Source organism: Gluconobacter japonicus, from assembly GCF_015244665.1.
Taxonomy (GTDB): Bacteria; Pseudomonadota; Alphaproteobacteria; order Acetobacterales; family Acetobacteraceae; genus Gluconobacter; species Gluconobacter japonicus.
In genome coordinates this window covers 1-20,471 of record NZ_JABCQN010000001.1, presented here as the reverse complement: position 1 = coordinate 20,471, position 20,471 = coordinate 1, and the positions used below count along the sequence as shown (strand labels likewise).

The following is a 20,471-nucleotide window of genomic DNA, read 5'->3' as shown; positions in this document are numbered from 1 at the left end:
TCGCGCACCCTCAGGAATGAGAAGGCAGACGCACGCTATGGAACTGCATCAAAGCCTGTCTCTTCAACGGCTTCGCGCAGACCTGCCACGGTTATGACAGCCGGATCATAGGCAACCGCCACCTGACCACCATCCAGAACGACGGTCACAGCGGAAATACCATCGACACCCTCCAGCACCTCTCGAAGACGCTTCGCACACCCTTCACAGGACATTCCCTTAACCGTCAGATGTGCTGTCTGTGTCATGACTTATTTTCCCCCGATGCCCGAACATTCTTGGAATTCTGCGATTCCATTATACCCCCTTTGGGTATCTATTTTTCCCTTAGGCAATTCAGAGAGAGTTTTGAAATTAAAATCGTTAATGGAACGAATTAAAATTTCTATACGGTTGGTGGGTATTCTCCAAAAACAGCCCTCACCGGAAATCACTCTTCCATTTATGCCCCGCCCCGGTATAGGATCGCGCCATACAAGGCAGACAGAGGAAATCGAACTGTCTGTCTGGAACAGGGATCTGAGATGCTCAGAACGCATACCCGGAAATGGCTTGGCCTGATCGCCTGTCTGCTGATGCAGATAGGGCTGATGGCGGGCGCATTCCCGGCACATGCCGCAACCAGAACCCACGTCATGACCATGGCGCACTGCGCATCCATGACACAGCACGCCACTGTGCGTTGTGACCAGCATGATATGCAGGTCATGATGTCAGAAGCGCCGTCCCATCATCATGACAGTCACGGGCAAGGCTGCTGCCATATCCATACGGCGTCGGCAGAGCCTGCTCTGACGCTCGCGCATCTGACACCGCTTCCCGCTCAGATCGCCATTTCCGGACGTTTCGTCCAGACCGGGCATCCATCCCTGTCTGGTACGGACTGGATTCCGACACCCCCGCCTCCCAAACTCCTGCTGTCCTGAAACGTCCCGATCCGTAAGCGTTCTGATCTATCATAGGTCTGAAGACGCTACGGTTTTCCTGCACCGTTTCCCGGTTTTCAGCATATGCACAGTTTTTCCAGCCTCGCACGCGGCCTGACGCGTCGTCGCTTCGTCACAAGTCTTGGCGCCGGGGCCTGCCTGAGCGCCCTGCCTCAACAGGCCAAAGCAGAAGGTCGCCCCTCTTCCGGCTGCCTGCCCGCAATGCCGTCCAATACATGGGACCTGAAGGTCAGCCGAACGCACGTCTCTCTGGATGGAAAATCCATGCATGCGCCCAGCATAGGAGGCAGTGTTCCCGGCCCTATCCTGCGCTGGAAACAGGGCGAGACGGTCACTCTGAACGTCCGGAATACGCTGGATGAAACAACATCCATCCACTGGCACGGCATTCGTGTCCCAGCGGATATGGACGGCGTACCCGGTCTCAGCTTTGCAGGAATCCCTCCCGGCGAAACCTTCACCTATCGCTTCCGGCTGCATCAGAGCGGTACCTACTGGTATCACAGCCATTCCAACATGCAGGAAGCAATGGGCCTGTATGGCGCGATCGTCATTGACCCGATCCGCCCTGACCCAAATGCCTGTGACCGGGATTATGTCGTCTTTCTGGGGGAATGGACCGATGTCATGCCCCATGACATCGTGAACAATCTGAAAATGCAGGATGACTATTACGTCTTCCGTCAGCGCACGGCTGCGTCCTTCCCCAAGGAAGCCCGTGAAGCCGGAAGTGCCATGGCTGCGCTGAAAGACCGGCTCGCCTGGTCGCGGATGAACATGGCGGCGACCGATATCGCGGACGTGTCCGGCGTCATCTATACCTACACGCTCAACGGCCATGCCCCGGACATGAACTGGAACGGTTTGTTCCGGCCCGGGGAGCGGGTGCGTCTGCGGTTCATCAATGGCGCCACCATGACGCTGTTTGACGTCCGTATTCCGGGTCTTGAAATGTTGGTTGTTCAGGCGGATGGAAATGACGTCGAGCCGGTTCCGGTCGATGAGTTCCGGATCGGGGTAGCCGAAACCTACGACGTCATTGTGCAGCCGAAGGAAGACCGCGCGTACACGATTTTTGCCCAGAGCGAGGATCGGACAGGCTTTGCCCGCGGAACGCTGGCCCCTCGTGTCGGTATGAACGGCCTGATCCCGCCCATGGACCCCCGCCCTGTTCGCACCATGGTGGATATGGGCATGGGAAACATGAAGCCCTGGGAAAGCATGGATCATATGTCCATGTCCGGCATGGACATGGAGGGGATGGATCACATGTCTATGGCAGGCATGGACATGAGCCATATGGGGCACATGGCCATGCCAAAAATGGAAGTGGACGATCCCGGCCCGCCTCCGATCAACGTGGAAAACCAGAACGTCGCCATGATGCCCATGGATCGGACGGGTAGCCCCGGGGATGGGTTGGAAGATAACGGCCGTCGCGTCCTGAACTACAAACAGCTTCGTGCCACACGGCCCGGCGCGGACCCACGCCCTCCCTCGCGGGAAATCATTCTGCATCTGACAGGGAATATGGAGCGCTATATCTGGGGCTTCAACGGACGAAAGTTCTCAGAATCTGGCCCGATCAAACTGAAAAAAGGCGAGCGCGTCCGTTTCACGCTCATCAATGACACGATGATGGAGCACCCGATTCATCTGCATGGTCTGTGGAGCGAGCTGGAGAATGGTCAGGGAGACTATCGTCCCTACAAACACACCATCATTTCCCAGCCCGGCTCTCGCATGAGCTATCTCGTGACGGCAGATATCCCCGGCATGTGGGCCTATCACTGCCACCTGCTGTACCACATGGATCTTGGGATGTTCCGCACTGTGGTGGTGTCATGAAGGCCGCGTTGACAACCGCGCTGTTCCTGATGGCTGCGGGGACAGCAGGCGCGGAAGACACCATGCAGTATCACGCCGCAGACGCTCCCGTTCCAGGCTCCGTCACGCATCTTGGCAACATCATGCCCGTCATGATGGATCAAAGCAGTTGGTTCCACGGTATTCTGGAGCAGGCGGAGGGACGTTACGCACCATCCGGAACCGATTTCCGATGGGATGGCGAAGTCTGGTACGGCACGGATTATGACAGGCTCTGGATCAAGTCCGAAGGCACCCTCGAAAAAGGACGCCTGAGCGACGGCCAGCAGGACATTCTCTACAGCCGTGCCATTTCGACATACTGGAACCTTCAGGGTGGCGTCCGCATCGATCTGGATGATGGCCCGACACGAACCTGGGGCGCCTTCGGTATTCAGGGGCTCGCCCTGTATCAGTTCGAGTTTCAGGCCACAGGCTATGTCAGCGATCGGGGACGGTTTGGCGCACGCGTTGAGGGATCTTATGACTTCCTGCTAACCAATCGCCTCATCCTTCAGCCTCAGGCCGAGTTCAATCTCTATACGAAGTCAGACCCACAACGACAGGGAGGCGCGGGCCTGTCAGACGTGGATGCCGGTCTGCGGCTTCGATACGAACTCTGGCGCAAGTTCGCCCCTTATGTGGGCGTCACTTATTCCGGCCATTTGACGCAGGCCCGCAGGATTGTGCGCGATCAGGGCGAAAAGCCTGGCTCACTCCGCTTCAGCCTTGGCATCCGAAGCTGGTTTTGATTTTCACATCTCTCAGGAGTTTTCATCATGACAAAAAGCCTTCCCGCTCTCGCAGTCCTGCTCTTTGCAACAGCAGCCTATGCTTCCCCGGCACCCATGCCCAAGCAGCCCTCCACAGCGCCGGCAGACCCGCTTGCAGGTCTGAGCATGGATCAGCAGATGGAACTGTGCGATCGTCTTGAGACGCTGAAAAAGCAGAACAAACCGCTTTCGCCGAAGATGCAGCAACAGCTCAAAGCATGTCAGGCCATGACCATGGACTCCATGCCTGAGACGGCACCCGACGCCACACAGGACCGCTAAACCCTTCCCAACCCCCGAAGAGGCGTCAGCGCATCATCCGGCGCACGACCTGCAACAGCTCGTCGATCGCCTCTTCGCCCCCATCCGCCTGTACGGCCTTTCGGACGCACCCATTGGCGTGCGTGGACAAAATCTGAATGGATACGCCATCCAGTGCAGACTTGATGGCCGAGATCTGCGTCAGAATATCAACACAATAACGGTCTTCCTGAATCATATTCAGAACACCACCAACCTGCCCCTCAATCCGACGAATACGGTTCAGGAGTGCTTTTTTCTGAGGCTGCTCAACGCGCTTTTCTCCGGATGTCTCAGACGTGGCACAATGGATGCACCCTTCTGCCGGAAATTCGTCTTCGTTTGCTGTCAAAGCACTCATGGGGCACATTTCCTATACACTCGGGCCAGAAGGTGCATAGCACTCCCTGGCTCCTTCCGACCATGCCGGAAAAAGCGACATGCCCGTAATCTCAAATCCGGCTGGCTCCCTCTCTTTTGAAAAGACAGGATAAAAAGAACCCGGATGTTAAAAAGAAAGATGTGGATGCAATTAATTCTCATCTCTCCCTTTTCGCTGCTGCCAGATGGGCTTATCTAGTGTTCAGCCAGCCTTTCGAAAAGAACGCTGGGGCGCATTAGGATATGAAGTTGATGTGGTCTCTGGATACGCTTCCCAAAGGGAATTACGCCATTATTGATCGTGTTGAAGAGCGGACCACCGCCGATCCGATCAGTGCACGCCTATGTGAACTCGGCTTCGTTCCTGGAGAAAGCGTTAAAATCGTTGCAACCGGACCGGTTGGCGCAGACCCCATTGCTGTCTCCCTCGGGACCTCCCGTTTTGCTCTTCGGAAAGGGGAAGCTGCCCGAATCATGCTTCGACGTGCCGTCTGACACGTTCCATGGCCTCTCCAGCACAAGCGTTACGCGCAGATTCCACATTACATATTGCACTGGTCGGAAATCCCAACTGCGGCAAGACTTCTCTCTTCAACCAGTTAACCGGAAGCCGCCAGAAAGTCGCGAACTACGCAGGCGTGACGGTTGAGCGGAAAGAAGGTTTCTTTTCTACACCGCAAGGCAAATCCATCCGGGTCCTGGACCTTCCCGGTGCTTACAGCCTTTCCTCAACCAGCCCAGACGAAGATGTCACACGCGATGTCTGCCTTGGGCGACATCGTACGGAGCCTCGCCCGCAACTCCTGATCGGCGTGGTGTCCGCAACAAATCTCCGCCTGCATCTCCGCTTCCTGCTGGAACTCCGTGAGCTTGGCGTGCCGATCATTGTCGCCCTCAGTATGATGGACGAGGCCAAACGCAATGGCATGACCATCGATATTGCGGGGCTTGAGCGCGATCTGGGGCTGACCATTGTCCCGGTCATCAGCCTGCACCGGCAGGGTGTACAACCACTTCTGGAAGTCCTGGATCACCCGGTTCCCGCGCCTCCCGTCCCCTTGCAGAACGGCCTGGATATTCACGCAGAAGTGCGCAGGCTGATTCAGACCTATGTCACAGACCGCTCCGCAGGGCAGGAAAGACTGGTCGATCGTCTTGACCGCTGGTTCCTGCACCCTGTTTGGGGTCCGGTCATCCTGCTCATTGTCCTGTTCGTCATGTTCCAGACCGTCTTTGCGTGGGCTCAGCCCCTCATGGACGCCTTGGAAAGTGGCATTACCCTGCTTGGAGAACTGATCCTCAAGCCATTGCCTGATGGTGTTCTGAAAAGCCTTCTGGCTGATGGCGTCATTGCCGGTGCGGGGACAGTCATCGTCTTCCTCCCGCAAATCCTAATTCTTTTCCTCTGGATTCTTGCTCTGGAGGAATCCGGCTATCTGCCCCGCGCCGCATTCCTGCTGGACCGTCTAATGGCCCTTGCCGGACTGAGCGGCCGGTCTTTCATTCCCCTGCTATCGAGCTTCGCCTGCGCCATTCCCGGCATCATGGCCGCACGGACCATTCAGAATCCCCGGGACCGGCTGGTCACAATCCTGATTGCTCCGCTGATGACGTGTTCAGCACGTCTTCCGGTCTACACGCTTCTGATTGGCGCGTTCATTCCGCACAAAACAGTTCTGGGGATTTTCGGGCTTCAGGGCCTCGTCCTGTTCGCACTGTATGCGGTCGCCATTGTCAGTGGCGTTGTCGCCGCACGCATCATGACGCGGGGCGTAAAGTCCGAAGAGCATCCGCTGCTTCTGGAACTGCCACCCTATCGCCGTCCCAACCTCAAGAGCCTCGCACTGGGGCTTTGGCAACGTGCGGTCATGTTCCTGTCGCGTGTCGGGACGATCATTGTGTCTTTGAACGTCCTGCTTTGGGGGCTCTCAAGCTTTCCGCTTCCCCCGCAGGGAGCCACAGGTGCAGCCATTGATTACAGCCTGGCAGGGCGCATTGGCCATCTCATGTTGCCGGTTTTTGCCCCAATCGGGTTCAACTGGCAAATCTGCGTCTCGCTTATTCCTGGTCTCGCCGCGCGCGAAGTCGCAGTCAGTGCACTGGCGACGGTGTATGCGCTCGGCGTTAGCGAAGAAGCAGCCCCAGAAAAACTGCTCCCCCTCCTGTCGAGCCAATGGAGCATTGCAACTGCTTTATCTCTGCTGGCATGGTATGTTTATGCGCCCCAGTGCATTTCTACGTTGGCTGTGATGCGCAGGGAAACCCGATCCATGAAGGTCGTTATAGGTGCAACCACCTATCTTTTCGGGCTAGCTTATTTGGCTGCGTTTATCGTTTACCACCTGACCAAGGCCATCACAGGAGAAGCATGATGATTGAAACGATCATTGCCGTGCTGCTTGTCTCCCTTGCAGCGCTTTACTGGTACACACGCCTCTTTCCTACAGGATGGAGAAGGCTCAAAATGTCCATGGGTCTTGCAACCAGTGTTCCGTCCCCCTCACCTGCCAAAGGCTGTGACAATTGCTCTGCCTGTAGCGGAAAATCTGGTGGGTGCCATTAAATCAGCACCCAGAGAGAGACTGAAGACAGAAGGTCTTTAATGGCCTGACGAAAGAGAAGACGGATTATTTTACGTCCCTTTTTCCAACAAAAAACGTACAAGGCAGCTTAAGAACTGAAAGCGGATTGCAGCACACTGTGGCAGATATCCGAAATGCAGTGGGTCGGCCATCTGCTGCGCTGCAATCATCACATTATGCCGATGACTTCTCAGTCTAAAGATCAAACCGGGCATTAAGAGACACTGTCCGAGGAGCGCCTGGAAACAGGTTTCTATTTCCGCGACTCATCCAATAACGAATATTCCCAATATTTTCGACAGCGCCCCGCAATACAACATGGTGGTTCGCAATTTTCATACTATACGCTGTACCGACATTGCCCACGATATAAGATGGCAACCGCACCGTATTGCTTGCATCCAGCCAACTGCGTGAAACATAATTGAATCCAGCGTTGACACTCAAACCCCGCACGGACTCCAGCCGGTATTCTGCATTGAAGGCTGCCTGAAAGGGAGCAACCGCTTCCAGCTTATGATTTTGGTAGCCCGCTGCAGCCTGAACATATCGTGCATCCAAATAGGCTAGGTCGTCTGGGACGCCTTGCTGCAAACTTTGGATAACTGACAGCATATGGTCGACAGCACCGTGGTTCGTGCCCATTCACAGGCAACTGGCGCAAAAGAGGGGCTCATGCGGAAGCTTTTGGTCGGTCACGCGGCGGCTTTACGAGCAAAATCCACGCCCGATGCGACAATCAGGGACGTCCTCTTGGCTTTGCCCTCACCGGCGGGCAGGTCTCGGACTATAAAGCCGTAAATGCCCTGCTGGAACTTCCGGCTCCAAACCCCAGGGCCATGCTGGCTGATCGGGGGTTATGACAGCGACAGTTTCCGCCAGGACCTGCTGATCCAAGGGATCCTGCCGGTTATTCCCTCACAAAAAGGCCGCAGTGTTCCACAGAAAACAGACTGGCGACGTTACAAGGACCGCAACCGCGTCGAGCAGATCTTCAACCACCTCAAGCAGATGCGCCACATTGCGACCAGCTACAACAAGACCGCCCTCTCCTTCATGAGTTTCCTCAATATCGCCGCAGCAAGGCTCTGGATTGGATCTTTTGCCAACGTGACCTAGGCACAAAACGAAAAAGGGTTTCAGGAACCTTATTGGTCGTCCGGTTTGAAACGACCCTCGAACGCAATCTTCTCAAGCGGCAGACGACCAGAGGGTTGCTCGCGCTGACGTAACCCTTCTGGCAGAACACCAGCATCCGCCTGTCGGCCAATGACGAGGGCTGCATGCACCTGATAGTCTTCGGGAAGCTCCAGCCCCGCATGGGCCAGGTCATGATCGAACCCGCTGATCGGATGAACCGCCCAGCCTGCCTGTGAAGCCTGAAGCTGTATCAACACCGACGCCGCACCTGCATCGAAAGCATGGGTCGGCAAAGGAGACGGTTCTCCCGTTCTGCTGGAGATCGTAATTGTTCTGGAAACGATATAGACAATTGCAGAGGCATTTTCCGCCCAGCTTCGGTTGAACGGAATCAACCATGACAGAAACCGGTCCCAATCCGGCGTATTCCGGCGGCCATGAATAAAACGCCAGGGCTGGATATTGTAAGCCGAAGGAGCCCAGCGGCCTGCCTCCAGAAAACCGAGCAGATCTTGCGGATCGATGTCCGTCGGCGCGTACGCCCGCGGCGACCACCGATCGAGAATAACTGGGAGAACCTCAGAATCCGGCGCGCGGTCAGGGGCAGTTGTCATGACATTAGCCTTATCAAAAATACGATCTCATGCAGCATGCACGCCTAGAGCATCCAGCAACAGACTGCGTAACCCCTCAAATCCTGGATCAGCATGCCGCCGGGGACGCGGAATGGTAATGGGAACATCTACCCTGATGCGCCCCCGTTCAAGCACCACAGCCCGGTCTGCAAGAAGAAGAGCCTCATCAACATCATGGGTTACAAGCAGCACAGCACAGCCGTGTTTCTTCCACAGATCAGCGACCAGTTGCTGCATTTTCAATCGCGTCAGGGCATCCAGAGCAGCAAATGGCTCATCCAGCATCAGAAAGGCAGGTTCTCTGACAAGTGCCCGCGCAAGGGCCGCGCGCTGGGCTTCCCCACCTGAGAGCGTCAATGGCCAAGCGTTGCTGCGGTGCGATAAACCGACTTCTTCCAGAACAGCCTCCGCCCGCTGCCGTATAGCTTTGTCTTCCTGCCCCAGGACAACATTCTTCCACACACGTTTCCATGGAAGAAGACGATGTTCCTGAAACACGACCGAGACGTCACGCGGTCTGGTCACTGCTCCGTCTGTCACCGGATCAAGCCCGGCAAGCGTTCTCAAAAGCGTCGATTTTCCGGAGCCGCTGTGCCCCAGAAGAGCAACAAATTCGCCCGGCGCAATCGCCAGATCCAGTTCATCCAGAACAGGAGGACCGTTATTGAAGCGACGCGTGAGTCGCTCCACAATAACGGCGGTACCCGGATGAACGTCAGACTGTATGTGCGTCATGCCGTACGACCTTTTCGTCCATCCGGACGCCAGGCCAGCAGTGTGCTTTCCAGAAGGCGGACAATCTGATCGGACATCAGCCCCAGCACACCGTAAACCAGAAGCCCGACAAGAATGATGTCAGTCCGCAGAAAGTCCTGAGCATCCATCATCATATGTCCGATGCCACTTTCCGCGTTCACCTGTTCAGCAACGACCAGCATCAGCCAGGACACCCCAACAGCGTACCTGAGTCCCGTCAAAAAATCAGGTAATGCGCCCGGAAGAAAAACATCCCGAATAGTCTGCCACCGCGACAGTCCGAGTGTGGATGCCATTTCCACAAGCTTCGGATCGATAGACCGGATGCCTTTATGCAGATTCAGATAGATCGGAAACGTCGCTCCGAGCGCAACAAGCAGGATCTTGGGCGTCTCGCCGATTCCAAACCACAAAATATACAACGGCACGAGAGCCAGCGCAGGCAACGTCCGCAGGATTTGCAGAGGCGCATCCACAATATCTTCCCCGATACGGGACAGCCCCGAAACAAGCGCCAGAGCCACACCCAGACTGATGGCAAGACCGAGGCCGCTTCCTGCTCGCAGAAGCGAAACACCCAGATTGAAAGGCAATGTTCCATCGCGCACCAGCGTCCAGCCCGTTACGGCAATCTGAACCGGAGACGCCACAAGCCTGGTGGAAAGCAACCCTGACGAGCAGGCAATCTGCCAGAGACAGACCAGCACAATGGGAGACGCATACCGCCTTATGGAAACAAGCGTCCTCAAACTCCGGGTTTTCCCCCTGGTTTCGGCAGTCTTGTAAGATCCAGTCAGTGTGATGGCGTCTGACATCGGGCGTCCTCCCACAGGCAGCGTTAGACGCCCACCTTCCCTATTCTACGCGCAGATGTCAGGTGAATATTGTAAATCCCAATGTTTGACGTGATTTAATTGTTCTTGAGCAGACATGGAGTCAGGCTGGAGACTTTCCTGTCGTATGCAGGATGTGGCCCCAGTTCTGAACGAGTTGTTTTTCATGGCCTCTGTAAGAAAACTTTTGCCCTTTATGGCCGCGCTTCTTTTGGGGCCCTCTTTTGTGCACGCAGAAGAGACTTTGATTGTTGCCGATCAGAAAGGTCAGCAAAAAGCCCTTCTCGAAGCTGCAGGACAAGACAAAAACCTGCCTTACACGCTTCATTGGACAGAATTTGAAGCCGCATCTCCTCTTCTACAGGCGCTTGCGGCAAACGCCGTGGATACGGGCATTGCGGGAGATGGTCCCTTCCTTTTTGCATGGGGCGCCCATCTGCCCATCAAGGCAGCGTTCCTGGTTCCCCCTAGAGGCGGCGGCGAGTCTACGGCTGTGGTTACTTCGGCCACCTCACCCATTCGTACCGCAGCAGATCTGTCTGGTAAAAGGATCGGAACGGGCAAAGGGTCGATCGGGCATCTGTTGCTTCTGCGCCTGATTGCCACGGGTGCCATTCCTGCACCGGCTCCGCATATCGTTTTTCTTGCGCCCGCTCAGGCCAAAGCCGCTCTTGATACGGGGCAGATTGATGCCTGGTCTACATGGGAACCGTATGTGTCTCTGGCAGTCGTCGAGAGTCATGCACACAACATTGTGGATGGCCGCAATGTCATGCCCAATAACAGTTTCTTTGTTGCGACCAATGAGGCTCTGGCAACAAAGCACGCACAACTGGCAGATTTCTATCAACGGATGACAGCTGCTTACGCATGGGGGACAGAACATCAGGCCGAATACGCCGCCATTCTGGCGCGTCAGACCGGCCTCCCCTTGCCCGTCGCAACCGCCGTGGCCAAGCGCCTGATCGCTGCTCCTGCACCTTTGACTCCAAAGGTCATTCAGCAGGAACAGACGACGCTGGACGCTTATCGCTCCGGCGGTTTCCTGAAAGACGCGGGAAAGCTGGAGGACGCTTTCGATCTGACAGTTTCCACCCCCCAATAAATACGTTCTAGTATCTGCCAGACCGAGGAAAGACGGAGAACCGCCATGGGTGACAGTCCCTTTTCCCCCCCAACCAGTCCCGTTGTTACGGACAAAGCCCTCGACGAACTGGTTCAGGTCTTTGCTGAGCGTGCCCCACGCTATGACCGTAGCGGCAATATTGCGGTCGAGAACCTGCATGACCTTCATGAAGCGGGTTTTCTCGCCCTGGCATTGCCAAAAGCTGCTGGGGGAGAAGACATTTCCCTTCGGACTGTGACACAGATTATCAGCCGTCTTGCACAGGGCGATCCATCAACCGCCCTCATTCTGGCAATGCAGTATCTTCAGTCTGGAGCTTTCGCACATTCGCCTCAATGGTCAGACGAGGTAAAGCAGGAACTGTTTGAGAGCATTCGTCAGGAAGGCGCACTCATCAACGCCCTGCGGGTGGAACCGGAACTTGGCACGCCTGCCCGGGGTGGTCTGCCCGATACGACTGTCAGCCGAAACGGTTCGACATGGCGTATTTCCGGCCGCAAGATCTTCTCAACCGGCTCGACAGCCCTTCAATGGGGCGTTGTCTGGGCAAAAACGGATGATGCCGAACCCAAGGTTGGCCCGGTTCTTGTTCCGCTCGACCTGCGAGGGGTACGGATCGAGAAAAGCTGGCACCAGCTTGGAATGCGTGCCACCGGAAGTCACACCATCATTTTTGATAATGTGGAAATTCCAGAGCGCTATCTGGGCCTTCTGGCGCCTTCTCCTGCAAAGGAAAATGGCCCGGTCGCGATTGCAAGTTGGCATGCGATTGTCATTGCCGGCCTCTATAATGGAATTGCCATCGCGGCGCGGAACTGGCTGGTGACGTTCCTTCACAGCCGCGTCCCTTCCAATCTCGGGGCCTCTCTCGCAACCCTGCCCCGTTTTCACATCCTGCTCGGTGAGATTGATGCTCTGCTTCTATCCAATGAGGCTTTGATTAACCATGCCATCACCCTCGCGGAACAGGGTACGGAAAGCGACACCCGCGCCGGACTGGCCAAACAGGTTGTCACCGAAAATGCCATTGCCGCCGTCAGCAAAGCGGTCGCCGCTATCGGAAACCCCGGTCTGAGCCAGGACAACCCACTGGAACGGCATTATCGCAATGTGCTGTGCGGTCGCGTTCACACCCCTCAAGGTGACAGCGCCCTTCTGGCAGCCGGGCGAGAGGCCCTGAAGGTCTAGATACAAAAAAACCCGGCGACCACGAAAGTCGCCGGGAAAGATCGTCAGGCTTCAGATATTTTCCAGAACTCTGAAGCCATGAGTTCCATCCTTCTCAAGCTGGGCAACCAGCCCGTACTCCCAGTCCAGATAGGCCTGCATCGCCTCTGCCGCATTGTCCGTGCCTTCATAAGGCCGTTTGTAGACATCATCCGGTGTGGAAAAGGCCTGCGAATCATCCAGCCCGGTTTCAAGCGCATAACCTGCTGCCTGCCAGGCCTCCGTTCCTCCCTTCAAAACACGAATGCGACGGCTTCCGTCAGCAAGATCCGGCGCTGCCAGATAAGCGGCAATACCATTCGGAGATACCAGAACGATCTCTCCAGCCTCAAGAATTGCAGGATGAGACACCAGATCCGGGCGGATCACGAACCGCGCACCCGGAATATGTCCCTTCCGAAAAGCCGGACTGGTGGCGAGGTCCAACACCAGACTCTTGCCCCCCTCAAGGTGCTCATGCAGTTCTACAGCAGAAATTGTTTCTACATCCGGCAACGGCCGAGAAAGCAAAGGCGCTTCCTGCCCGGTTTCTAACGGCAGACCATCCCATTTTTCCAGAACGTAAACGTCGTTCCATCCCAACTGCCTGAGCCAGTGCGCCGTCATTCTGGCACGAACCCCATCGTCATCCGTCAGAACAATCGTTCCATGCCGGACACCAACCCATTCATCCGTTGCCTGCACAAGCTGGCCGCCCGGTGCGGAACGAAACCCCTTCAGATGCCCTTCCACGTATTCTTCAGGCGAACGCACATCCAGTCGATAAACGGTCCGCTCCGGATCAGCGAGAAACCTTTCCAGATCATCCTTCGTAACAGACCGAACACCGGTCCGCTCTGCCAGAAGTTCCGCACGCTCGCGCGCCGCCTGGTGGTTCTGCTCCGAGACGTCTGCTCCTTTACGAGCGGCACCATGTTCGAGCGAAAGCCCTTCCAGCGTCCAACCAATCGTGCCGTTTCGAAGCGCAAAAACCGGGTTGGGTATTCCAGCATTGACGAGGGACTGCGTGCCAATGATGGATCTTGTCCGTCCAGCGCAATTCACAATGACGGTTGTTTCCGGCGAAGGCGCAATATCCCGAACCCGCAACGCCAGTTCACCCCCCGGAACGGAACGGCCTCCGGGAATGGACATGACATTGTACTCAATGAACCGTCTTGCATCGAGAATAACGAGATCATCGCCGCGCTTGATCCTGCCATGAACCTCACGCGCCGGCAGGGATGGTGTGTGCCGGACATGTTCGACGAGTTCGCCGAATGCCTTGGACGGGACGTTCACATCAATGAATATTTCACCCTCGGATCGTTTCCAGCCTTCCAGACCGCCCTCCAGCGCCGAGACGTCCGAATATCCAAGAGACTGGAGCAGTCGAACAGCTTTTGCCGTACGGCCTTCCCCGTTATCATACACAACAATGGGGGCGTCCTTGCGCGGCACCAGCCCGGTAATGCGCTCCTCGATGCGCCCCACAGGCAGGTTGACGGCAAAGAGCGGATGCGCGGAGGCAAACGGCCCTTCTTCACGGACATCCAGAAGCGCGATTTCAGCCCCGTTTTTCAGGCTCTGCCGGACGTCTTCCGAAGAGGTCACGGGCAGAAGATTTGTAATGCTGTTCATGCAGCCTTGCTCCTGGAACGATCCCAGAGATTGGGAACGTCCTCGCTCGAATATCCGGATATGAAACTCTTCTCGATGCCACTGGCCTCATCGTAAACGGCACGCGAAACACCGCCGATATTGGCCCCGTACACATGGATGGAAATAGACGTCTGATCTGTCAGGGCATTGGCCACGAGATGATAGTCGTTCACCCCGGGCGCCAGAAACGCGACTTCACCGGGTTCAAGAAAATCCGTTTCGCCTTTTTCAAAGCTCCCGTCCTCCCGGCGCGTGAACTGCGTTTCGCTTTCTTTACCCCGGAGCATTCCAATCAGCCCCCAGACACGATGATCGTGCAAAGGCGTTTTCTGTCCCGGCCCCCACACGAAACTGACGACAGAAAACCGCTCCAGCGGATCGCAGTGCAGGAGATACTGGCTGTAGCGTTCCGGATGTGGCCGAGTATAGGTTTCGGGTAGCCAGTCATCGCGCGAAACGAGTGTTTTCAGAAGCTCCGCTCCCGCCTTCTGGATCAATGCGGCATCAGAATGTGTCTCGAAAAGCCGCGTAAATCCGGAAACAAACTCCCGCAATGGCTCAATATTCGTCATTGATTTCGCAATCCTTAATCGAGCAGATCTGGCTCAAGTGCGACGATCCAGTCCCAAAGAGGCTGGAACGAATAATAGGCACCTTGTGCCGTTCCGACCTGGCTGGCAGTCAACCGTGCAATATCCGGCGCGATAGGCTTCAGCGGTCCGGCGGCCTGCGCCAGAAGCTGAGTATGGGCGGCGTTGTCCATAGCCAGAAACCACCACGCCACGGCTTCAACGGTCGGTCCGGCGGTCAGAAGACCGTGGTTCTGAAGGATCAGAGCTTTCCGGTTTCCCAGCGTCGCGGCCAGACGGTCGCCTTCATTGTCATCCAGAACCACCCCGCTGAACGGATCAAAAACCGCATGATCCTCGTAAAAAGCGCAGGAATCCTGCGTGATGGGGAGCAGTTCGGTCCCTAACGTGGAAAATGCCTTGCCATATGTGGAATGGGTGTGGGCCGCAGCGATCACATCCGGGCGGGCACGGTGTAAAGCGGAATGAATGGTGAAGCCTGCCGTATTGATCGGGCGTTCACCGATCAGGATATTTCCTTCATGATCCACAAGCTGAAGGTCAGAAACCTTGATCTGCGAGAAATGCACAGCCAGCGGGTTAATCCAGTACCGGTCCGGGAACTCCGGATCACGGGCAGTCACATGCCCGGCCAGCCCCTGATCGAAGCCATAGCGCCCGAAGAGCCGGAACGTTGCAGCCAGGCGCTGCTTCCGATGGAGCCGCTCTTCTTCAAACGTCGCTGCGGGTTTGCGCGGCTGAAGACGGTGAGTCCGTGCACGGACTTCCTGCAGGGACGAGATGTTATGCTGTGTCGCACTCATGAGGGTCTTCCTTGAGAAATCAGTATCCACGGCTCAGATCCAACCGGGCTTCCAGAGGCCGCCCCTGAAGGAAATTTTCGAAATTCCGGGTAATGCGCTGCCCGAGACTGGCCAGCACATCTGGCCCGGACCAGGAGATGTGGGGCGTCAGCCGAATTTTGGGATGGGTGTAAAAGGGGTGTCCGGCAGGAGGAGGCTCCGGCGCCGTAACATCCAGCGTCGCTGCTGCGATACGTCCGTGATTGAGACTGTCCAGGAGCGCTGCTTCATCAATCAGCTTTCCCCGCGCAACATTCACGAGATGCAGTCCGGGCTTTGCTCGCGCCAGTATATCCGCGCTCACAATGCTATTCGTTTCTGATGTCAGCGGGAGGGCCAACACCAGATGATCGGCGCGTTCGAACAGCGTGCCGAGATCGGAAACCGGCTGCACACCTTCCCGCTCCGCTTCCCCATCCGTCCACGCACTCCTGCGCCAGACGAGAACAGTCATGCCAAAGCTACGCGCCAGTCGGGCAATTTCCTGCCCAATAGCGCCGTATCCCGCAAGGCCAAGCGCCCGCCCCGCCAGCGATCCCAATGGCGCACTGTGTTTGACGACAGACGCCTGCTGCCCCCACTCCTCGGGAGAGGACGGCTTGAACGTTTCGAACCGCTTGGTCTGGGCCAGCAACGCAAGAAGAACGTATTCAGCGATTGGCCCGGCAGCATTGCCGCGACCCGTCGTAATCTCCCGTCCCTGAAGCAGCCATTCCGGAAAACCATCAACGCCAGCCGATGCAATCTGCACCCAGCGAAGCGAGGGATTCCAGTCAGCGGGCGGGGCCTCGGGAGCATTCCGCCACGCCACAGACGGACCGGTCAACAGAATATCTGCCTCACCCGTATTCCATGGCTCGGAAACATCCCGGCTCTGAGCCACCACCCGGACGCGCTCACCCAATCCAGAAAGGATATGGCCGATTTCCGGCCCAATCTGGTTGATGACCGTCAAGGCCGTTGAGGCGCTTGCCATGTTTCAGGCAGCCTTCTGGCCGGAGCGCTGGTCTTCTTTCGCAACCAGCTCGCGAACACGCGGCAACAGATCCCGCCCATAGTCATAGGCGTCCACAAGCGGATCAAACCCACGGATCAGGAACGTTGAAATTCCCAAGCGGTAGTAATCCAGAAGGGCTTCCGCAACCTGATCCGGCGTTCCCACCAAGGACGTGGAATTGCCTTTGGCCCCCGTCAGAGCGGCAATCCCCGTCCAGAGGCGCTTATCCAGCCTCGAGCCCTGCTCGGCCGCAGCCAGCAGGCGGCGGGATCCTTCGTTCGGAATGATGGACGAACGTGTGTAGCCCGTCTTTTCCTGAAGAGCTTTGGCCTTCTCGAGAATGGCATCTGCCTTGGCCCATGCAGCCTCCTCCGTTTCAGCCAGTATGGGCCGAAGAGAGAGTGAAAACCGCAGGTTATTACGCCCCGCTTTTTCCGCAGCAGCCCGAACACGGGAGACGGTTTCACGGACCTGCTCGTAGGTTTCCCCCCACAGGGCGTAAACGTCCGCCTGTTCCCCGGCTACAGCAATGGCTTCCTCCGAAGAGCCGCCAAAATAAACCGGAATGGCGCCCCCCTGATAGGGAAGCACGCGGGACTGGGCGCCATGCACCGTGTAGAATTTGCCTTGATAATCAAACGGCTCCCGGCTGCTCCATTCCCGACGGACAATCTCAAGATATTCGCGAGTCCGGGCATACCGCTCTGCCTTGACGGTGTGATCGCCATCGGCCTGAAGCTCCGTATCACTCCCGCCCGTGATGATATGTACGGCAGCCCGACCACGACTGATCTGATCCAGTGTTGCGAACTGACGGGCTGCCAGAGTCGGTGCCGTGAATCCAGGACGATGTGCCACCATCAAACCCAGCGTCCGCGTGGACGCAGCAACATGCTGGGCCAGAAGGATGCTCTCAGGCGAATTAGAATGAAAAGCGATCAGCACCCGGTCAAAACCACCATTTTCATGGATTTTGGCAGCCGTCTCGATATGGGCAAGATCAATGACCGGCCCTGTTGGGGGAATAATCTCGGAATGGTTCTGACTGCTCACGAACCCGATGAATTCCACAGGCATGGCTGAAGCCCCTAAAAGACTATAATAAATTGTTGTATTGACAATATACTCATTTTCTTACGTCATAATTCAAGCAAGAAACACAAATGCCACACTTTTGCATGGTTAATTGTAGGCCATGCCTCCAGCACGGAGCACTGCTATGTCCAACACGTCCCTTCCCCAGCGCATGGCACGCAATGTTCCGACCGAACTTCTGCGGTCTTTCGTCGCGATCGTGGAAGCTGGCTCCATGGCTCAAGCGACCGAGACGATCTTTCTGACGCAGTCCGCCTTGAGTTTGCAGATGAAGCGGCTGGAAGACGTGTTGCAGCAGAAACTCTTCCGTCGGGATGGACGAAAGCTGGTCCTTACCCCTGCTGGCGAAGAACTCGTGGCCTATGCACGGCAGCTTCTCGCCCTCAATGACCGGATCATGCACAAGCTTGGCGACGTTTCAGAACCGGAACCCATAACGATTGGTATGGTGCAGGACTTTGCCGACACTATTTTGCCAGACGTTCTTGCCCGTTTCCGTCTCGAACATCCGCGCTGCCGGCTGACCGTTCGCGTTGGTGGATCAGCGGAACTGCTGGAAATGTTTGATCGATCCCGGCTGGATATCGTGTTGTGCCTGGGCCAGCACGGGGATCGCCCCAATTCCTCCTGGCGTATTGTAGGACATGACAGAATGGTCTGGATCGGAGATCCAAGCGTTCTGGATCAGTCTGAAATTCCGCTTGTTTTGCTGGAGCCACCCTGCCGTTTCCGCGAGGCCGCGCTCAGAACTCTTGCGAAAGCACGTCGGGACTACCGCATTGTACTTGAAACGCCGCATCTTCCCGCCATGCGCGCGGGGGTTCGGAGCGGTCTGGGCGCAAGTTGCCGGACGCGACGTTTCGCGACGTCCGAAGGTCTCTCCATTCTGCCAACGGGGATCCTGCCGGAAGTCCCGGAAATCGAAACCATTCTCGTACAGAGAAACAGCTTGCCGGAGGCTGCTCAGGACCTTGCCGAACTTCTGGCTCAGGCGACAGCTGATCAATGACCGGGCGCAAATTGCCACATAAGAAAAACTCTTTGGAAACCGCGCCCGGTTCTCCCCCATGGTGGGCCAATCAGGTCACCCTTGGGGTCTAATGAGCATGAGCACTCCCTCTTCTTCCCTCCAAAGCCGCTATGAAGCCGTTGAGGCAGAACGTCGCAGAACGTGGTCTCCTGAAGCTTTGGCTGGAAATATCGCGCAACGGGAAGCCCTTGTCCGGGCACACCCCGCGACGACGCATGTTAAAACGGGCGATGTCCTTTCGCCGTACACGCTTCTGGACGCAGATGGTGCCACGGTTTCACTTGATGATCTGACATCTTCAGGGCCAGCCGTTCTGGTCTTTTTCAGGTTCGCCGGCTGTCCAGCGTGTAATATTGCGCTGCCCTATTATGCAGAAACGCTGGCTCCCGTTCTGAAAGAGGCAGGCATTCCGCTGGTTGCAGTTTCCTCCCAGCCTTTTCCAGAACTCGAGAGCATCAGAACGCGGAATGATCTGCCTTTTCCGGTCTTGAATGATCCGGAACTGACGCTGTCTCAGGATCTGGGAATTACCTATCTCTTCGATGCGGCCGCGCGAGAAGCGGCGATTTCCAAAGGAAGCCGAAGCGAAGCCCTGAATGGAACATCGCGCTGGGAACTTCCAAAGCCCACCGTTCTGGTTCTCAACCCCGGTCGTGTTGTGCGCTTTATCGATATCTCGCCTGACTGGATGCGCAGAACAGAAACTTCAACCATCCTGAAGGTTCTCGGGCTAGACCAAAAAGGCGTTTCTCATGCCGCATGACACCACAACGCTGCTTTCGCAAACCACCTTTGAAGCCCCTGCCGTCAGTCAGGACCAGTTCCGGGAAGCGATGAGCCTGCTTGGGGCTCCCGTGGTTCTCGTCACAACTGATGGCCCCGGAGGACGTCAGGGGCTAACGGTTTCCGCCATCAGCAGTGTCAGCGATACACCTCCGACGATATTGGTCTGTCTGAACCGCAGTAATCGCTCCCATCAGGCGTTTCTGAAGAACGGTGTCGTCGGAATTAGTGTGCTGTCGCCTGTTCATCATGATCTGGCAAGGGTCTTTGCCAGCCGCTCCGTAGAACCTGACGAGAAGTTCGCACAAGGCAACTGGGTCATTGGCGAAACAGGGTCAGCCCTGCTCTCAGACGCGCTTGTCACACTTGATTGCGAAATTGACGCCATTCACAGCGCAGGCACGCACGACGTCCTGTTCTGTGCCGTCAAATCCATTTCTACCAGTGCAGACGCCGACCATGGGCTTGCCTGGTTCTCTCGTAATTTCCACCATTTGCCCGTCAAACGGGCCTGAAATGGAAAACGACGCATGCTGCCGGCAGGGATGGCGCCAGACTGCTCGCGGGCCTGCTGGATAAAACCAATACGGCCTCAACGGTTTGGGCCGACAAGGCGTATCGCTCAAAACCCAATGAAGACTTCATGGAAAAGCACGGCTTGGTCTCAAAGGTTCACAGAAAAAAGCCACATCTCAAACCTATGCCCCGACATCTTTCTCCGCCGTTTGATTCCTATATGATTCCAGTTGGTGCGCTCTGGAACGCAGAAAGGCCGCCCGGTAGGCGGCCTAAGTACTTGATATTAAGTTGGTTCAGTTGGTTGCGGGGGCAGGATTTGAACCTGCGGCCTTCAGGTTATGAGCCTGACGAGCTACCGGGCTGCTCCACCCCGCGGTGGTGTGTGTGATGTTGGTTTTTTGGGGTTTT

25 protein-coding genes and 1 tRNA gene are annotated in these 20,471 nt (G+C 56.4%); 14 read left to right on the top strand and 12 right to left on the bottom strand.

Going from position 1 to position 20,471, the window contains the following annotated elements; translation table 11 throughout:
- Positions 1 to 35: 35 nt before the first annotated feature.
- On the bottom strand, positions 36 to 248 hold the full coding sequence (locus tag HKD32_RS00130; RefSeq protein ID WP_082905311.1) for a heavy-metal-associated domain-containing protein: 213 nt from the start codon (positions 246 to 248) through the stop codon (positions 36 to 38).
- A 276-nt stretch (positions 249 to 524) separates the two neighbouring features.
- Between HKD32_RS00130 and HKD32_RS00125 the strand changes: the two genes are divergently transcribed.
- The 4 genes from HKD32_RS00125 to HKD32_RS00110 all read left to right on the top strand — a co-directional run bounded on the left by HKD32_RS00125 (position 525) and on the right by HKD32_RS00110 (position 3,868).
- Positions 525 to 926 carry a hypothetical protein gene (locus tag HKD32_RS00125; protein ID WP_010503884.1) on the top strand — a complete coding sequence of 134 codons (402 nt, stop codon included), beginning with the start codon at positions 525 to 527 and terminating at the stop codon, positions 924 to 926.
- 84 nt (positions 927 to 1,010) lie between these two features.
- Positions 1,011 to 2,795, top strand: coding sequence for a copper resistance system multicopper oxidase (locus HKD32_RS00120; RefSeq protein ID WP_061930348.1), 1,785 nt, complete (start codon positions 1,011 to 1,013; stop codon positions 2,793 to 2,795).
- Entirely contained in the window at positions 2,792 to 3,565 is a 774-nt protein-coding gene (locus HKD32_RS00115) for a copper resistance protein B (protein ID WP_061930351.1), read from the top strand. Before HKD32_RS00120 ends, HKD32_RS00115 begins: the two co-directional genes overlap by 4 nt.
- A gap of 27 nt (positions 3,566 to 3,592) precedes the next feature.
- A complete protein-coding gene (locus tag HKD32_RS00110) occupies positions 3,593 to 3,868 on the top strand; it encodes a hypothetical protein (RefSeq protein WP_061930356.1) in 276 nt (91 codons plus the stop codon).
- A gap of 25 nt (positions 3,869 to 3,893) precedes the next feature.
- On the opposite strand, the gene HKD32_RS00105 is transcribed toward HKD32_RS00110, so the two are convergent.
- Positions 3,894 to 4,247 (bottom strand): metal-sensitive transcriptional regulator, encoded by a 354-nt coding sequence (locus HKD32_RS00105; RefSeq protein ID WP_010503891.1) that lies wholly within the window; start codon positions 4,245 to 4,247, stop codon positions 3,894 to 3,896.
- Between the two features lie 263 nt (positions 4,248 to 4,510).
- On the opposite strand from HKD32_RS00105, the gene HKD32_RS00100 reads away from it, so the two are divergent.
- The 3 genes from HKD32_RS00100 to HKD32_RS00090 are packed head-to-tail and all read left to right on the top strand — an operon-like array spanning position 4,511 to position 6,830.
- Complete coding sequence (locus HKD32_RS00100; protein ID WP_026017613.1) at positions 4,511 to 4,762, top strand: FeoA family protein; 252 nt, start codon at positions 4,511 to 4,513, stop codon at positions 4,760 to 4,762.
- Positions 4,763 to 4,770: 8 nt separating this feature from the next.
- Positions 4,771 to 6,639, top strand: a complete 1,869-nt coding sequence (gene feoB / locus HKD32_RS00095; RefSeq protein WP_061930359.1) for a ferrous iron transporter B — start codon at positions 4,771 to 4,773, stop codon at positions 6,637 to 6,639.
- Positions 6,636 to 6,830, top strand: a complete 195-nt coding sequence (locus tag HKD32_RS00090; RefSeq protein ID WP_228118670.1) for a hypothetical protein — start codon at positions 6,636 to 6,638, stop codon at positions 6,828 to 6,830. Before feoB ends, HKD32_RS00090 begins: the two co-directional genes overlap by 4 nt.
- 214 nt (positions 6,831 to 7,044) lie before the next feature.
- On the opposite strand, the gene HKD32_RS00085 is transcribed toward HKD32_RS00090, so the two are convergent.
- Positions 7,045 to 7,464, bottom strand: coding sequence for a TonB-dependent receptor domain-containing protein (locus tag HKD32_RS00085; RefSeq protein WP_228118669.1), 420 nt, complete (start codon positions 7,462 to 7,464; stop codon positions 7,045 to 7,047).
- Between HKD32_RS00085 and HKD32_RS15490 the strand changes: the two genes are divergently transcribed.
- Positions 7,455 to 7,712, top strand: coding sequence for a transposase (locus HKD32_RS15490; RefSeq protein ID WP_156470767.1), 258 nt, complete (start codon positions 7,455 to 7,457; stop codon positions 7,710 to 7,712). The genes HKD32_RS00085 and HKD32_RS15490 overlap by 10 nt on opposite strands.
- On the top strand, positions 7,651 to 7,968 hold the full coding sequence (locus tag HKD32_RS00075; RefSeq protein ID WP_156471979.1) for a transposase: 318 nt from the start codon (positions 7,651 to 7,653) through the stop codon (positions 7,966 to 7,968). The genes HKD32_RS15490 and HKD32_RS00075 overlap by 62 nt, the downstream gene beginning before the upstream one ends.
- Positions 7,969 to 7,997: 29 nt before the next feature.
- On the opposite strand, the gene HKD32_RS00070 is transcribed toward HKD32_RS00075, so the two are convergent.
- From HKD32_RS00070 to HKD32_RS00060, 3 genes are read right to left on the bottom strand one after another with little or no spacing between them, the layout of a single operon-like run.
- Positions 7,998 to 8,603: a nitroreductase family protein gene (locus HKD32_RS00070; protein WP_061930364.1), complete on the bottom strand. Its 606-nt coding sequence runs from the start codon at positions 8,601 to 8,603 to the stop codon at positions 7,998 to 8,000.
- A gap of 27 nt (positions 8,604 to 8,630) precedes the next feature.
- Complete coding sequence (locus tag HKD32_RS00065; RefSeq protein WP_010505447.1) at positions 8,631 to 9,359, bottom strand: ABC transporter ATP-binding protein; 729 nt, start codon at positions 9,357 to 9,359, stop codon at positions 8,631 to 8,633.
- On the bottom strand, positions 9,356 to 10,195 hold the full coding sequence (locus HKD32_RS00060) for an ABC transporter permease (protein ID WP_194257307.1): 840 nt from the start codon (positions 10,193 to 10,195) through the stop codon (positions 9,356 to 9,358). Before HKD32_RS00060 ends, HKD32_RS00065 begins: the two co-directional genes overlap by 4 nt.
- 184 nt (positions 10,196 to 10,379) lie before the next feature.
- Here HKD32_RS00060 and HKD32_RS00055 point away from each other — a divergent pair, with 184 nt between their 5' ends.
- Together HKD32_RS00055 and HKD32_RS00050 are read left to right on the top strand one after the other, a co-directional pair.
- Complete coding sequence (locus HKD32_RS00055; protein WP_061930420.1) at positions 10,380 to 11,318, top strand: aliphatic sulfonate ABC transporter substrate-binding protein; 939 nt, start codon at positions 10,380 to 10,382, stop codon at positions 11,316 to 11,318.
- 45 nt (positions 11,319 to 11,363) lie between these two features.
- A complete protein-coding gene (locus HKD32_RS00050) occupies positions 11,364 to 12,527 on the top strand; it encodes an acyl-CoA dehydrogenase family protein (protein WP_194257306.1) in 1,164 nt (387 codons plus the stop codon).
- A gap of 51 nt (positions 12,528 to 12,578) precedes the next feature.
- Here HKD32_RS00050 and HKD32_RS00045 read toward each other — a convergent pair whose 3' ends face one another.
- From HKD32_RS00045 to HKD32_RS00025, 5 genes are read right to left on the bottom strand one after another with little or no spacing between them, the layout of a single operon-like run.
- Entirely contained in the window at positions 12,579 to 14,186 is a 1,608-nt protein-coding gene (locus HKD32_RS00045; RefSeq protein WP_194257305.1) for a rhodanese-like domain-containing protein, read from the bottom strand.
- Complete coding sequence (locus HKD32_RS00040; RefSeq protein WP_194257304.1) at positions 14,183 to 14,779, bottom strand: cysteine dioxygenase family protein; 597 nt, start codon at positions 14,777 to 14,779, stop codon at positions 14,183 to 14,185. Before HKD32_RS00040 ends, HKD32_RS00045 begins: the two co-directional genes overlap by 4 nt.
- Positions 14,780 to 14,793: 14 nt before the next feature.
- A complete protein-coding gene (locus tag HKD32_RS00035) occupies positions 14,794 to 15,600 on the bottom strand; it encodes a class II aldolase/adducin family protein (protein WP_194257303.1) in 807 nt (268 codons plus the stop codon).
- A gap of 19 nt (positions 15,601 to 15,619) precedes the next feature.
- Positions 15,620 to 16,615: an NAD(P)-dependent oxidoreductase gene (locus HKD32_RS00030; RefSeq protein ID WP_194257302.1), complete on the bottom strand. Its 996-nt coding sequence runs from the start codon at positions 16,613 to 16,615 to the stop codon at positions 15,620 to 15,622.
- A gap of 3 nt (positions 16,616 to 16,618) precedes the next feature.
- A complete protein-coding gene (locus tag HKD32_RS00025) occupies positions 16,619 to 17,713 on the bottom strand; it encodes an LLM class flavin-dependent oxidoreductase (RefSeq protein WP_194257301.1) in 1,095 nt (364 codons plus the stop codon).
- A gap of 142 nt (positions 17,714 to 17,855) precedes the next feature.
- On the opposite strand from HKD32_RS00025, the gene HKD32_RS00020 reads away from it, so the two are divergent.
- From HKD32_RS00020 to HKD32_RS00010, 3 genes are all read left to right on the top strand, one after another.
- A complete protein-coding gene (locus HKD32_RS00020) occupies positions 17,856 to 18,740 on the top strand; it encodes a LysR substrate-binding domain-containing protein (RefSeq protein WP_061930386.1) in 885 nt (294 codons plus the stop codon).
- A 97-nt stretch (positions 18,741 to 18,837) separates the two neighbouring features.
- Positions 18,838 to 19,524, top strand: a complete 687-nt coding sequence (locus HKD32_RS00015; protein ID WP_061930389.1) for a peroxiredoxin-like family protein — start codon at positions 18,838 to 18,840, stop codon at positions 19,522 to 19,524.
- Positions 19,514 to 20,059, top strand: coding sequence for a flavin reductase (locus HKD32_RS00010; RefSeq protein ID WP_061930392.1), 546 nt, complete (start codon positions 19,514 to 19,516; stop codon positions 20,057 to 20,059). The genes HKD32_RS00015 and HKD32_RS00010 overlap by 11 nt, the downstream gene beginning before the upstream one ends.
- 302 nt (positions 20,060 to 20,361) lie before the next feature.
- On the opposite strand, the gene HKD32_RS00005 is transcribed toward HKD32_RS00010, so the two are convergent.
- Positions 20,362 to 20,438, bottom strand: a tRNA-Met gene (locus HKD32_RS00005).
- Positions 20,439 to 20,471: the final 33 nt, after the last annotated feature.